This is a genomic window from Modestobacter versicolor, from assembly GCF_041028285.1.
GTDB classification, from domain to species: domain Bacteria; phylum Actinomycetota; class Actinomycetes; order Mycobacteriales; family Geodermatophilaceae; genus Modestobacter; species Modestobacter versicolor_A.
Genome location: NZ_JABGDB010000004.1, coordinates 275607 through 288391, shown reverse-complemented (window position 1 = coordinate 288391; position 12785 = coordinate 275607). Strand labels below are relative to the sequence as shown.

The 12785-nt window shown below is 78.1% G+C and carries 12 protein-coding genes; 6 read left to right on the top strand and 6 right to left on the bottom strand.

The genetic code is table 11. The features are described 5' to 3' along the window. Positions 1-44: 44 nt before the first annotated feature. The gene (locus tag HL054_RS15805) at positions 45-734 is read right to left on the bottom strand and encodes a LysM peptidoglycan-binding domain-containing protein (RefSeq protein WP_369139965.1); all 690 of its coding nucleotides are present in this window, start codon (positions 732-734) and stop codon (positions 45-47) included. 89 nt (positions 735-823) lie between these two features. On the opposite strand from HL054_RS15805, the gene HL054_RS15800 reads away from it, so the two are divergent. Next, positions 824-1396 carry a hypothetical protein gene (locus HL054_RS15800; protein ID WP_369139964.1) on the top strand — a complete coding sequence of 191 codons (573 nt, stop codon included), beginning with the start codon at positions 824-826 and terminating at the stop codon, positions 1394-1396. A 42-nt stretch (positions 1397-1438) separates the two neighbouring features. Here HL054_RS15800 and HL054_RS15795 read toward each other — a convergent pair whose 3' ends face one another. Continuing rightward, positions 1439-1678 carry a helix-turn-helix domain-containing protein gene (locus HL054_RS15795; protein WP_369139963.1) on the bottom strand — a complete coding sequence of 80 codons (240 nt, stop codon included), beginning with the start codon at positions 1676-1678 and terminating at the stop codon, positions 1439-1441. A 202-nt stretch (positions 1679-1880) separates the two neighbouring features. On the opposite strand from HL054_RS15795, the gene HL054_RS15790 reads away from it, so the two are divergent. The 4 genes from HL054_RS15790 to HL054_RS15775 all read left to right on the top strand — a co-directional run bounded on the left by HL054_RS15790 (position 1881) and on the right by HL054_RS15775 (position 6019). Continuing rightward, positions 1881-2666 (top strand): SAF domain-containing protein, encoded by a 786-nt coding sequence (locus tag HL054_RS15790; protein WP_369139962.1) that lies wholly within the window; start codon positions 1881-1883, stop codon positions 2664-2666. Then, positions 2666-3946, top strand: coding sequence for an AAA family ATPase (locus tag HL054_RS15785; protein WP_369139961.1), 1281 nt, complete (start codon positions 2666-2668; stop codon positions 3944-3946). The genes HL054_RS15790 and HL054_RS15785 overlap by 1 nt, the downstream gene beginning before the upstream one ends. A 66-nt stretch (positions 3947-4012) precedes the next feature. Next, positions 4013-5431: a WS/DGAT/MGAT family O-acyltransferase gene (locus HL054_RS15780; protein WP_369139960.1), complete on the top strand. Its 1419-nt coding sequence runs from the start codon at positions 4013-4015 to the stop codon at positions 5429-5431. Positions 5432-5497: 66 nt separating this feature from the next. Continuing rightward, positions 5498-6019, top strand: coding sequence for a DUF6912 family protein (locus HL054_RS15775; protein WP_369139959.1), 522 nt, complete (start codon positions 5498-5500; stop codon positions 6017-6019). Positions 6020-6051: 32 nt separating this feature from the next. Here HL054_RS15775 and HL054_RS15770 read toward each other — a convergent pair whose 3' ends face one another. Next, a complete protein-coding gene (locus tag HL054_RS15770) occupies positions 6052-10221 on the bottom strand; it encodes an FtsK/SpoIIIE domain-containing protein (protein ID WP_369139958.1) in 4170 nt (1389 codons plus the stop codon). 151 nt (positions 10222-10372) lie between these two features. Here HL054_RS15770 and HL054_RS15765 point away from each other — a divergent pair, with 151 nt between their 5' ends. Next, entirely contained in the window at positions 10373-10666 is a 294-nt protein-coding gene (locus tag HL054_RS15765) for a WXG100 family type VII secretion target (protein WP_369139957.1), read from the top strand. 11 nt (positions 10667-10677) lie between these two features. On the opposite strand, the gene HL054_RS15760 is transcribed toward HL054_RS15765, so the two are convergent. From HL054_RS15760 to HL054_RS15750, 3 genes are all read right to left on the bottom strand, one after another. Next, positions 10678-11613, bottom strand: coding sequence for an MFS transporter permease (locus tag HL054_RS15760; protein WP_369139956.1), 936 nt, complete (start codon positions 11611-11613; stop codon positions 10678-10680). Beyond that, a complete protein-coding gene (locus HL054_RS15755; protein WP_369139955.1) occupies positions 11610-12098 on the bottom strand; it encodes a hypothetical protein in 489 nt (162 codons plus the stop codon). The genes HL054_RS15760 and HL054_RS15755 overlap by 4 nt, the downstream gene beginning before the upstream one ends. Before the next feature lie 164 nt (positions 12099-12262). Beyond that, complete coding sequence (locus tag HL054_RS15750; protein ID WP_369139954.1) at positions 12263-12676, bottom strand: NUDIX domain-containing protein; 414 nt, start codon at positions 12674-12676, stop codon at positions 12263-12265. Between the last annotated feature and the right edge of the window lie 109 nt (positions 12677-12785).

The following is a 12785-nucleotide window of genomic DNA, read 5'->3' as shown; positions in this document are numbered from 1 at the left end:
GCCCGACGGCGGGTCGGGGGTGAGCGGGTCGGACGGGGCCGGCGTCAGCCGGGTGGTCGGAGCACCTGACCGGGCAGCAGCAGGTCGGGGTCGGGGCCGATGACGGCGGCGTTGGCCTGCCACCAGTCCTGGACGGCCTGCCGGACGTCGGCAGCGGTGACCGCACCGCCCGGGTCGGCCAAGGCCAGCCGGCGAGCGGCGATGTCCCAGAGGCAGTCGCCGCGCACCACGACGTGGTCGTCCGGGCCGACCTGCGGCCAGTCCGGGACCACCTGCGCAAGCGGGGCGCCCGGCCAGTCGACCGGGACCACGTCGCCGACCTCGGCTCCGGTGCCGACGTCGGTGGGAGCCGAGGCGGTCACCGGGACCACGAGCGGAGCCGCGACGAGCGCGGGTGCCGTCGTGGCCAGCCCGACGCCGAGGGCGAGGGCGGCGGCCCGGCGCGCACCGGCGGGTAGCACCACCGTGAGCAGCACGCCGGCGAGCCGGCCGGCGCCGCCGGGCACCGTGGAAGCGACCGTGAGCAGCAGGCCGACGGCACCCCAGGCCCAGCACAGCCAGGCCAGCGCCGGCACGACCGCGAGCAGCAGGGCGTCGGCACCGGCCCGGTCGACCAGCCCCTGGGGGTCGGCGGCGGCAGTCCGGAGCTCGGGCAGCGTCGGCCCCAGCACCCACAGCAGCCAGCCCCCGGCGGCCATCACGACCGTGGTCCCGGCCCAGCGTCGCAGCGACACGACCTCACCTCCTCCGCTGTGACGAAACACCACCAACGCAAGCAAACGCAACCAAACGCATGGACCTGTGGACGGGATAGCCTGCCCGCATGCGGTGGGAGCAGCTCTTCGCCGACCTCGAGGCGCAGGTCGCGGAGCAGGAGGCCGCCCTCGAGCAGGCCGAGGAGCCGTCGCGGACCCGCGCCGAGCACGGCCGGGTGCTGCTCGCCGACCGGCTCCGCGGGGCCGTCGGCCACGAGCTGTCGCTGCGCTGCCCCGGCACCCCGCTGGCCGGACGGCTGGTCGACGTGGGGGTCGACTGGCTGCTGCTGGCAGACGGTCAGGGGCGGGAGCTGCTCGTGGCGACGGCGCAGGTCACCGCGGTCGGCGGGCTGACCTCGGCGACCGCGCCGGCATCGGGGCCGGGGCCGGGCGAGGTGGCCCGGCGGCTGGACCTCCGCCGCGCACTGCGGGGGCTGTCCCGGGACCGGGCGGCGGTCAGCTGCCTGCTCACCGACGGCGGCGCGCTGACCGGCACCGTCGACCGGGTGGGTGCGGACTTCGTGGAGCTGGCCGAGCACCCGCTCGACCAGCCGCGCCGGCGGGCTGCGGTGACCGCGGTGCGTGCGGTGCCGCTGACCGCGGTGGTCGCCGTCCGGACCGCGCTGCCGGCGGTCGGCTGAGCCGGGCCGTCCCCGCCGGCGCCCGCCTGGGGGCGGGGCCGGTCAGCTGGGGGAGTCGGCCTCGGCGTCGTCGGGCACCGGCTCCGCCACGGACGCCCGGGCCTCGGCGTACTTCTGCTGGATGAAGCGCTCCAGCTCGTCCTTCTCCACGCGCCACTGGCCCCGGCCGCCGATCTGGATGGCGATCAGCTCCTTGCGCCGCACCAGCGCGTAGGCCTGCGACCAGGAGACGTTGAGGACCTCCGCGACGTCGTCGAGGGTCAGGAAGCGCTGGGTGGCCATGGGGTCGGTCTCTCCCGTCTGAGGTGCCCGCCAGTGTGGCAGCCGGCGGACCGGCGTCCGGCCGCCCCACCCGAAGGTGTGGACGACCGCTGCGCAGCGGTGCGTCCCTCGGTCATGATCTCCCTCCGCGCCCGAGCCGGGCGGCGGCGGTGACGCGTGCGCGCGCCGACGGGGGCACGGACGGGGCGAGGATGAGCGACCGATGAGTGCGACCACCGCGGCCCCGGTCGCCGGCCGCACCGACGCCCCGACCGGCGGGCCGGCCCCGCGCCGGGTGCGCCCGCCGCGATGGCTGGACCTGCGGCTGGTGCTCGGGGTCCTGCTGGTGCTGGCCTCGGTGCTGCTGGGGGCGCGGGTGGTCACCGCCGCGGACGCGACCGTCCCGGTCTGGTCGGCCGCCGGTGACCTGGCGGCCGGCACCGTGCTCGCTGAGGACGACCTGGTCGCGGTGCAGGTCCGGCTGGACGACGTCGCCGGGCAGTACCTGGCCACGAGCACGCAGCCGGCGGGGCGGGTGCTGGGCCGGGCGGTCCGCGCCGGCGAGCTGCTGCCGCGCTCTGTCCTCGAGGAGGCGACGGGCCGGGTGCAGCTCGCGCTGCCGGTGCAGGCGGGGTACGTGCCGCCGGGGCTGGCGCGCGGGCAGGTGGTCGACGTGTACGCGGTGGCCGACCCCGCGGTGGGGGCGACCGGGCAGACCGGTGGGGACGTCGACCTGGTCGTGTCCGCCGCCCCGGTGCAGGCGGTGACCGGCCGCGGCGACGGGGTGCTGTCCACGGCGACGACGACCGTGCAGGTCGTGGTGGCCGTCGCCGCCGAGGACGCCGCCGGCGTGCTCGGCGCGATCGGCGGCCGGGGCCTGGTCGTCGTCGTCCGGGACTCCGTCGACGAGGACGCGGCCGTCGACGAGGGCGGGACTGCGGGCGGGACTGCGGGCGGGGCCGTGGGCGGCGCACCGGCCGGCGTCGTCCCGGCGGGACCCACCGGCTGATGGCGCTGCAGGTCTTCACCGCGGTCACCGGTGCGGCGTGGGAGTCCGAGCTCGTCGGTGCGCTGGACCGCGAGGACCACGGGGTGACCGTGGTGCGCCGGTGCGTGGACGTCGCCGACCTGCTCGCCGCGGCCGGTACCGGCACCGGTCAGGCGGCGTTGCTGTCGGCCGAGCTGCGCCGGCTGGACGCGGCCGCGGTGGCCCGGCTGACCGCGGCCGGGGTCGCCGTCGTCGGGCTGGTGGAGCCCGGTGACACGGCCGCTGCAGCGCGGCTGCGCCAGCTGGGTGTGCTGCGGGTGCTGCCGGCGGACGCCCTCCCGGAGGAGATCGCGCGGGCGCTGCGGGACGCGGTGTCCGGGGCCCCGCCGGCCGGGCACGACGTCGCCGACCCGCGCGCCGCACTGCCGGTGCTGGGGCTTCCCCCGGAGGCGTCGGGCCGCCCGGCCGGCCCGGGACGGGTGGTCGCGGTGTGGGGACCCACCGGCGCACCCGGCCGCACCACGGTGGCCGTCGGGATCGCAGACGAGGCGGCCCGCCTGGAGGTGTCCGCTCTCCTGGTGGACGCCGACGTCTACGGCGGGGTGGTGGCCCAGGTGCTGGGGCTGCTCGACGAGTCCCCGGGGGTGGCCGCCGCAACCCGGCAGGCCGCCGCCGGCACGCTGGACCTCCCCGCCCTGACCCGGCTGGCGTGGGCGGTCGGGCCGCACCTGCGCGTGCTCACCGGCCTGGCCCGGGCCGACCGCTGGCCCGAGCTGCGGCCCCAGGCGATGGCTGCCGTGCTCGAGGAGGCCCGCCGGTTCGCGGCGCTGACCGTGGTGGACTGCGGGTTCTGCGTCGAGGAGGACGAGGAGCTGTCCTTCGACACGGCGGCGCCCCGGCGCAACGGGGCGACGCTGGCGGTGCTGGAGTCCGCCGACGAGGTGCTGTGCGTGAGCGGCGCGGACCCGGTGGCGCTGCAGCGCACGGTCCGGGCGCTCGCCGCGCTCCGCGAGGTGCTGCCCGACGTGGAGCCGGTCGTGGTGGTCAACCAGGTGCGGCGCGGCCCGGTGCCCGGCGACGCCCGGCAGGAGATCGCCGACGCGCTGGAGCGCTTCGCCGGTCGCGGGGTGCGGACGTTCCTCCCCGCGGACCGCCGGGCGACGGACGCTGCGCTGGCCGGTGGGCGCACGCTCGCCGAGGCGGCACCGCACTCGCCGCTGCGCACCGGGCTGCGGACGCTGGCCGCCGAGCTCTGCGGGGTGCCCGTGCCCACGGGCGCGCGGGGCCGCCGGCGCCGCTGAGGCCCACGCCGGGGAGGGGCGGCGTGTGCCGCCGCGCCGGGCCGTCGTAGCGTGGGGCAGCCGTCAGTGAGGGAGGTCACCGTGGTCGAACGGCTCACCGCGCTGGACGCCTCCTTCCTGTACCTGGAGGAGCCGGGCACGCCGATGCACGTCGGCGGGGTCATCGTGCTCGACGCCTGCCCCGGCGGGGCGGGGCTGGACCACGAGGCGCTGATCGAGCTCGTCCGCAGCCGCCTGCCGCTGGTGCCCCGCTACCGGCAGCGGGTCGTCGAGGTCCCCGGGCACCTGGCCAACCCGGCCTGGGTGGACGACCCGGACTTCGACATCAGCTACCACGTGCGCCGTTCGGCGCTGCCCCGGCCGGGCACCGGGGAGCAGCTGCTCGACCTGGTCGCGCGGCTCACCGCCCGACCGCTGGACCACAACCGCCCGCTGTGGGAGATGTACCTGGTCGAGGGGCTGGCCGGGGACCGCACGGCGGTGGTGACCAAGACCCACCCGGCGCTGGTCGACGGGCTCGGTGCGATCGACATCGGGCAGGTCATCCTCGACCCGGAGCGGGACACGGTCCGCCCGGTGCCCGGGACCCCCGAGGAGTGGCGCCCGCGCCGTCCGCCCGGGTCGGCCGCGCTGGTCTGGGAGGCGCTGGAGGACTACCTGCAGCGGCCCTCGGCGGTGCTGGACACGGCGCGGACCGCGGCCGGTGACCTGCGCGCCACGGCCGCCCGCTGGGCCGGCGTCGCCGGTGGCCTGGTCGCGGCGGTCGCCCGCACGGCGGTGTCGCCGGCGCCGGTCAGCCCGCTCAACGCCCCGATCGGCCGGCAGCGGCGGGTGGCGGTGGCCCGCGCGTCGCTGGAGGACCTGCGGGTGGTCCGGAAGGCGCTGGGCGGCACGGTCAACGACGTCCTGCTCACGTCGATGACCGGCGCGCTGCGCGAGTGGCTGCTGTCCCGGGGCGAGCCCGTCGTAGGGAGCACCTCGGTGCGGGCGCTGGTGCCGGTCTCGGTGCGCGGAGAGGACGACGCGGCGGCCAACGAGGTGCGGTCCTTCCTGGTCGACCTGCCGGTGGGGGAGCCCAACCCGCGGGTGCGGCTGGCCAGGATCAGCTTCGCCATGCGCGGACTCGCCCCGCGGAGCCAGTCCGTCGGCGCGGACACGCTCAGCGCGCTGTCCGGGTTCGCGCCCCCGACGCTGCACGCGCTCGGCGCCCGGGCCGCCAGCGGGCTGTCCCGGCGGCTGTTCAACCTCGTGGTCACCAACGTGCCCGGTCCGCAGGTGCCGCTGTACGCCGGCGGGGCCCGGGTCGTGGAGGTCTTCCCCGTGGTGCCGCTGGTGCGCGGCCAGGGGCTCGCCATCGGCCTCACCAGCTACGACGGCACGGTCTACTTCGGCCTCAACGCCGACCGGGACAGCGTGAGCGACGTCGACGCGCTGGCCGACCTGATCGAGCAGGAGGTCGCCTACCTGGTCGAGCTCGCCTCCTGAGGGTGCCCGCGCCCGGCCGGCAGGGAAGAAGCGCGGGCCGCGGACGTTACGGTCGCTGTCCGACGAGTGAGGGAGGCGAACCGGGTGCGCGTGTACCTGCCGGCCACGACGACCGTGCTGGAACGGTTGCTCGACCAGGGCCGACTGACCGGACCGCTGACGGTCTTCACGGTCACGCCGCAGCTGCGGGGCTTCTACGAGCTCAGCGACGGTGACGAGGAGCTGGAGTACGCCGCCCTGATCGCCGCCGCCCGCGCCAGCCTCCGGCTGATCGACAACGACCCGTCGGCCGCGCGCCGGCGGGTGGTGCTGGCCGCGGACGTCCCGGACGACTCGGTGACCCCCATCGAGGACGACGCCGCCGACGCCGGCGCGGCCCGCACGACGGTGGACGTGGCGCTGGCCGACGTCGCCAGCGCGCACATCGACGTCGCCGAGGCCGAGGCGGACGTGCGCGCCGCGGTCAACGTCGTGCTGGAGGCCGACCTCGGCAGCGAGGACGCCCAGTTCCGGGTCGACCAGGCCGAGGGGCACGAGCTGGCCTGGTACGCCACCCAGGAGATCGGCCCCGCTCTCGACCTGCTCTGACCCGCCGGCCGCACCGCGCGGCGACGGCCCGCTCATCCCGGGCCGTCCTGCCGGTGCCGCGCGACCTGGACCCGCACCGAGTCGCCGGCGGTGACCAGCCACCCGGAGCCAGGACGGGCGGGCAGCGGTGTGCGCGGGGTCCGCAGCCCGAGCAGCTCGGCGTCCCCGGGGACCGGGCGGAGCAGCAGCGCCGTCCGGCTGCGGCGCAGCGCGACCGCCGGACCGCGGAACGCCGCGGCCAGGTCGGCCGCCGTCCCGGAGGCCAGCACCAGGGCGGGTGCCCCGGTCCCCGGCACCGTGGCCAGCGCGTCGGCGGCCGCGTCGGCGAGCGTGGTCAGGTCGTCGGCGACCACGACCACCAGCCGGCCACCGCGGTCCCGCGCCAGCTCCGCCCGCAGCGCCTCGACGTCCCGGTGGTCGAGCTCGGCGGGTCCGTCGTCCGGGGACGCGGTGGAGCCCGCGGGCAACCGCCCCGGGCCGTCGCCGAGCCGGAGGACCACCGCGCCGGCGTGCGCGCAGTGCCGGGCGAAGGCGGCCAGCGCCGACGACCGGCCGCTGCCCGCCGGGCCGACGACGAGCAGCCCGCCGATCCGGCCGAGGTCCACACCGACGACGTGCCCGTCGTCACCGCCCGGCCCCAGGGGCAGCCAGAGCGACCGCGCTCCGGCCTCGGGCGCTCTCCCGGTCAGCGGCAGCAGCGGGTCCGCCGGCAGCGCCACGACCCGGAGCGGCGGCGGACCGACGGCAGCGCCGGTGGTGGCACGAGGCGGGTCGGGGAGCGGGCGGACCGGGCGGGCGGGCAGGGCCAGCTGGCACTCCGCGGCGTCCTCACCGACCAGTGCCCGCCCCGGTGGGCGGTGCCCGGGCACGGAGCGGGGCAGTACGCCCGCGACGGCGTAGTCGGCCCGGTCGGGCAGCGGCAGCACCAGCCGGGTGCGGACGGCGGCGGCCACCCGGCTGCCCGGGAGGGCGCGTTCGGCGGTGAGCACGACGGTGACACCGACCGCCCCGCCGTCGCGCACCAGCCGCAGCAGGTCCGCCCCGCCCGTCGCCGGGTCCGCCTCCTCCAGCTGCCCGACCAGGCTCTCGTAGCCGTCGACCAGGACCAGCAGGAGCGGACGGTCGTCGACCGGTCCCTCCTGCCGGCGCCGTTCGACCTCCTCGGCCAGCCGGTGCACCAGCCGGACGCAGCGGTGGGCGTCCGCGCGGCCGACGGTCGTGCCGCAGTGCGGCACCGCCGCCGCCTCGCGGGCCAGGGCGCCGCCACCGTGGTCGAGGACGTGCACGTCCAGCCGGCTCGGGGGCAGCCGGCCGACCGCCTGGGTGAGCACGGTGCGCAGCGCCGTCGTCCGCCCGCTGCCCGGCCCGCCGACCACCAGCCACCCACCGCCATCGGCGAGGTCGAGCTCCAGCGGCACCTGCGCCTGGGCATCGGGCCGGTCGACCAGGCCGATCGGCAGCCGGGTCGGGAGGTGGCCGGGGACCTGGTCGTCCAGCGACCCGGCGGGCAGCAGGTCGGGCAGCGGCGGCAGCCACGGGCGGTCCACCGCCCGGGCCCCCGCCGTCCGGGCACGCCGGTCCAGCGCAGCCGCCAGCCGCTGCAGGTCGGTCGCCCTGGCGGGACCCGGTGGCGCGGCCGGCAGCGGCGCTCCCTCCGGCCAGATGTGCCGGCGGGCGGTGACGACCGGGGTGCCCGCGGCGGCGGTGCCGGACACCCGCGCCACCTGGAGGAGGACGGGCACCGCGGAGCCGACGCGCAGGTAGGCCCGGCCGGGCCGGTCGGGGGACAGCCGTGCCGACGCGGTGTCGCCCAGCACGTCGCGGGAGTCGCCCTCGTCGGTGGTGCGCAGGCAGACGCGCAGCGAGCAGTTGGCCCTGATCTCGGGGCTGACCACCCCGGCGGGCCGCTGCGTCGCCAGCACCAGGTGCACGCCGAGCGACCGCCCGCGCTGGGCGATGCCGACCAGGCCGCTGACGAACCCCGGCAGCTCCTCGGCCAGCGTGGCGAACTCGTCGACCACGATCACCAGCCGGCTCGCGTGCACGGCCTCGGGCAGCGCGGCCAGGTCCCGGGCCCCGTGCTCGGCGAGCAGCCGCTCCCGGCGGGTCAGCTCGGCCGACAGGGAGCGGAGCGCCCGGGCGGTCGACTGGGAGTCCAGGTCGGTGAGCACGCCGACGGTGTGCGGCAGCGCGGCCGCCTCCCCGAAGGCCGCCCCGCCCTTGTAGTCGACGAGCAGGAAGCTGCACCGGTCCGGCGGGTGGTGCAGCGCCAGGCCCGCGACCAGGGTCTGCAGCAGCTCCGACTTGCCCGACCCCGTCGTCCCGGCGACCAGCGCGTGCGGTCCGTCGGCCACCAGGTCGACGACGACGGGTCCGCGGGCGTCCGCGCCCAGGGCCGCGACCAGCCGTCGTCGGCTGCGGTCCCAGCCGCCGACGGCCTCGCCGTCCGGGGTCAGCCGGAGACCCGCGGTGGGCAGGTCGAGCAGGTGCGCGGCGTCGGGCGGGTCACCGGAGGAGCGGGGGACGGCGAGCCCCGCGAGGTCCCGGGCGATGCCGGCGGCGGTGCCGGCGCTCACCGCGTCCACCGTGAGCAGCCGGTCGTCGTCGGCACCGGGGACCCGCAGCCGCGCGGTGGTCCCGGTCTCGCCGGTCAGCTCGACGCGCGCCGGTGCCGGCAGCGCGAGCCCCGCCTCGGAACCGGCCACGTCCAGCCGGAGCAGCCGGTCGCGCTCCCGGACCAGCGCCTCGGCGATTGCCCCGTCGACCGGCCCGTCCAGGACCACCACGGTGCGCGTCGCCGGGCCCGGTGCCAGCAGCTCCGCCGGTGCCGCCGTGCCGGTCTGCACCACGGCGCGCAGGTGCGGCAGCCAGCGGAGCCACGCCCAGGACGCCGTCCGCTCCGGCGGGCACACCAGCACCAGGTCGACCTCGGCCGGGGAGGCGAGCACCGCCAGCTGGCAGACCAGCGCCCGGACGACGCCCAGGGCGGGGGAGCGGGGCCCGACGATCCCCAGCCCGCCGCCACCCAGCGGTACGCAGACCGGGACGGCGTCCGCGGTCGCCGCGGTGCGGGTCCCGTCGGCCTCGACGCGCGTGACCCCCGTCGGCCCGGGGCCGGTGCCCAGCCGGAGCGTGAGCCCGGCCGGGTCCGTCGCCGCGCGCGACCACAGCGGGCTGCACCGCCGGCGGGCGGCCGCCGCCAGCCGGGCCAGGTCGGGGTGGTCCTCGTCGCGCTGGGCCTGGTCGGCGGCCACGGCGTCCGCGAGCTCGGCATCGGCGAGGGCCCGGGCCAGGTCGTGGTCGGCGACGGCGCGGCGGTGCGCGCGCCGGCCGGTGACCCGGTCCGACGACCAGCCGGCCACGGCGACCAGCGGGCTGAGCAGGGCGAAGAACAGGAACAGCGGCGTGGCCAGCAGCCAGGCCATCAGCACGCCGCCGACCGCGGGCAGCGCGACGGCGGCCCACCCCAGCCGGCGGCGGCCCGGCTCTGCCGGCTCGGCGGGGAACCGCACCGCCACCGGCCGGGGCGCCCGCGGCGTCCCGGGGAGCGGGCGGACCAGGTGCCGGCCTCCGGCGGCGGCCGTCTGCTCCAGGGACGCCCCCCGCGGACCGGTCAGCCGCAGGCTCGTCGAGCCGACCCGGAGGACGGCGCCCACCGGCCAGTCGTCCGCTCCGGGACCCAGCGCGGCGGGCGGACCGGCGGGACCGGTGAGCGCGCTGCCGTTGGCGGAGCCGGGGTCGGCGACGGTGACCCGCCCGCCGGCGACGGAGACGACCGCGTGCCGGCGGGACACGTCCGGGTCGGCGACCTGCACGCCCGCGCCGGTGCTCCGGCCGAGCACCACGTCGCCCTGCGTCAGCGGCACGGTCCGGCCGGCGTCCGGACCGCCGGTGACGTGCAGCTCGAGCGCGCCCGAGGACCCGCCGCCGGTGTCCCGCGGGCCGGGCCGGGCCAGCCCGAGGACCGCCCCGTTCCGCAGCTCCGGGACCGCGAGCGGGGTGTGCGCCGGGAGCTCCACCGAGCCGGCCCAGAGCCGGACGACCGGCACCCCGAGGGCTCCGGCGACAGCGCCCAGGACGTCGGCCAGCGTGCCGTCGTCCGGGGCCGCCACCTCGACGTCGACGGTGCCCTCGGGCGCCCGGAGCGTCCAGCTGCGGACGGCGGAGGCCGCGCCGGGCGGCCGGGGAGGAGGAGGGGGCACGGGCCGATGCTGCCGCGCCGGACCGGTCCCGCGGGGCGCCGGAGCGGCAGCTGTGGACGACGGCGCGGGTTGTGGACAGCCGCGGCGCCACCCGGTCCCGCGGCCCTACCGTTCCGCCCGACCGGGATGTCCCCGGCACCGAGGAGGAGCCATGCGAGTCGAGATCGCCACCCTGCAGACGATGGCCGGGCAGTGCCAGGCCGAGGCGGCCGACACGGCCACCCGGCACGCGACGCTGTCCACCAGCATCAACACCTCGGTGCTGGAGGGGTGGACCGACAGCCAGGCCGCGCTCCGGTTCAGCGAGCTCTACGAGAAGTGGCGGCTGTCCAGCCAGGGGGTGAGCGAGGCGCTCACCGGCATGGGCCAGCTGCTGACCAACGTCGCCTCGGCCTACCAGCAGCACGAGACCGAGATGGCCGCCCGGATCGGGGCGCTGCTCTGAGCAGGAGCGGCTCAGCCGCTCGCCGGGGTGGCCGCCGGGGCCGGGTCGAGGGCCGTCCGGCGCCGGGCAGTGGTCAGCCGTTCCCACGGCAGGATGGACAGGATCGCGACGCAGTGCGGCAGGAAGATGATCCCGACGCCGGCGTAGACCATCACGTGGAAGCCGAGCAGGAACGCCACCAGGCCGATCCGCGCCCGGTTGCTGCGCACCAGCAGGACCAGCGGAGCGGCCAGCTCGAAGGCGATCATCAGCCACTGCGCGGCCGGCAGCAGGTAGGGCACGTCCAGCGTCCACTCGGACAGCTCGGTGCCGCGCCGGACGATGGCGCGGCTGAGCGTGGCGCCGGTCGGCCAGTCCCAGCCGCCGAAGCGGATCTTGGCCCAGGCGGCCAGGAAGTAGGTGAGCATCACGGCCACGAGCACCGCGGCCATGGCGAAGCCCGCGGACTCCGACGACCGGCGGTCGCGGAAGCGGGCCACCCCCACGGTGGGCAGCACGGCCAGCGCCACCAGGAAGGCGATCCGGTCGTGGTCGACCTTCCCGTAGCTCATCGCGATGACCATCCACTCCGCGTAGAGCAGGAAGACGGCCGTGCCCAGCAGCCGGGGGGCCCGGCCGGTGGCGGCGAGCACCGCGGTGACCACCAGCGCCCACTGCACGACCAGCACCACGGTGTGGGTGGGCGTGGGCAGGTCGAGCAGCCGGCCGACGAGCAGCGGGGCGTACCACTCGGTGGGCACGTCGGCGTGCGCGCGGACCCACGAGGTGGTGAGGAAGACGTCGATCGGGATGAACAGGTAGGCGATGACCCGGAAGACCGCGACCCGGGCCAGCGGCACGGGCCGGAACCACCAGGCCGAGGTCCCCGGGACGGCCGCGGCGGTCTCGGGCGAGGTCTCGGGCGTCTCCACCGGGCCGGCGGGCGGGGTCTGCGCGGCGGTGCTCACTCGTCCTCCGCGAGGTCGTACTCCACGACCACCCGGTCGGTGAAGACGTCGGTGGGCCGGCCGTCGACGAGCTCGAAACGGCGCTGCACCACCTGCACCTCCACCAGCTCCTCGGCGTCGGGGTCGGCCCGGGCGTAGGACTCGGCGAGCAGGCCGAGCAGCGCCGGGTCCGCCTCGATCCGCGGCAGCTGTCCCTCGAACTCCGCGCGGCGCAGCCCCACCTGCCCGCCGGAGAGCCGCACCTCCGCACCGGCCGCGGTCAGCCCCACCACCCGGGTGGACACCACCGGCTGGTTCGGGTCGGCGCGGGTCGAGTACATCCGGAACGGCCCGAAGGGGAAGGCGTCGTCGTCGCCCCACACGGTCCCGGCGAGGACGAGCACGAGCACGACGGCGGTGGCGGCCAGCCGGACCAGGCGGGCCGCCGGGCCGAGCCGGACCACCTCGGCCACGGCCGGCAGGTCGGGGGCGGACTGCAGCGGCACGGTCCCATCGTAGGATCGGCGCCCGTCCAGACGGGTCATCGTCGCTCCGTGGCGGACAGCTGCCGTCCCGCGAGGGGTGAGCTGTCCGGGCACCCCGGCCGGCGTCGGCGGCCCCGGGGACCCGAGCCGATCCGCGCGAGAGCCCGCACGGGTGCCTCGCGCCCTCAGCGCGGCAGCACGCCCCAGCCGGACAGCGCCGCCACCACGCCCGGGGCCATCTCCAGGGCGGCCAGCCCCCCGGCGTCGACGAAGGTCACGTCCGCGGCGTCGTCGCCGGCCACCGGCCGTTCGGCGGGGTCGAGCAGCGTGCACGCCCAGTCGGTGACGGTGAAGACGACACCGTCGCCGTCGACCCGCACCCGGCCCACCACGTGGTCCGCGCGCACGGTGAGCCCGGTCTCCTCGGCCACCTCCCGGACGACGGCCTCGGCCTCGGACTCACCGGCCTCCAGCCGGCCGCCGGGCACCGACCACAGGCCGGCGCTGGGCGCGTGACCCCGGCGGACCAGCAGCAGCCGGCCGGCCGCGTCGTGCACGACCGCGCCGACGCACGGCACCTCCGGCACGGGTCCGACCACGGCGCCGAGGCTACGTCGGCTGACGGCCGGGCCGTCGGCGCGACCGGCAGCGCAGCCGCCGGCCCACCCGGCAGCGGAGCCGGGAGCGGAGCCGGGAGCAGGGCCACCT

Excerpts from the sequence above, each read along its gene's own strand:
- HL054_RS15800 (WP_369139964.1), top strand. The coding sequence starts at position 824 with ATGCGGTGGGAGCAGCTCTTCGCCGACCTCGAGGCGCAGGTCGCGGAG.
- HL054_RS15795 (WP_369139963.1), bottom strand. The coding sequence starts at position 1,678 with ATGGCCACCCAGCGCTTCCTGACCCTCGACGACGTCGCGGAGGTCCTC.
- HL054_RS15790 (WP_369139962.1), top strand. The coding sequence starts at position 1,881 with ATGAGTGCGACCACCGCGGCCCCGGTCGCCGGCCGCACCGACGCCCCG.
- HL054_RS15785 (WP_369139961.1), top strand. The coding sequence starts at position 2,666 with ATGGCGCTGCAGGTCTTCACCGCGGTCACCGGTGCGGCGTGGGAGTCC.
- HL054_RS15765 (WP_369139957.1), top strand. The coding sequence starts at position 10,373 with ATGCGAGTCGAGATCGCCACCCTGCAGACGATGGCCGGGCAGTGCCAG.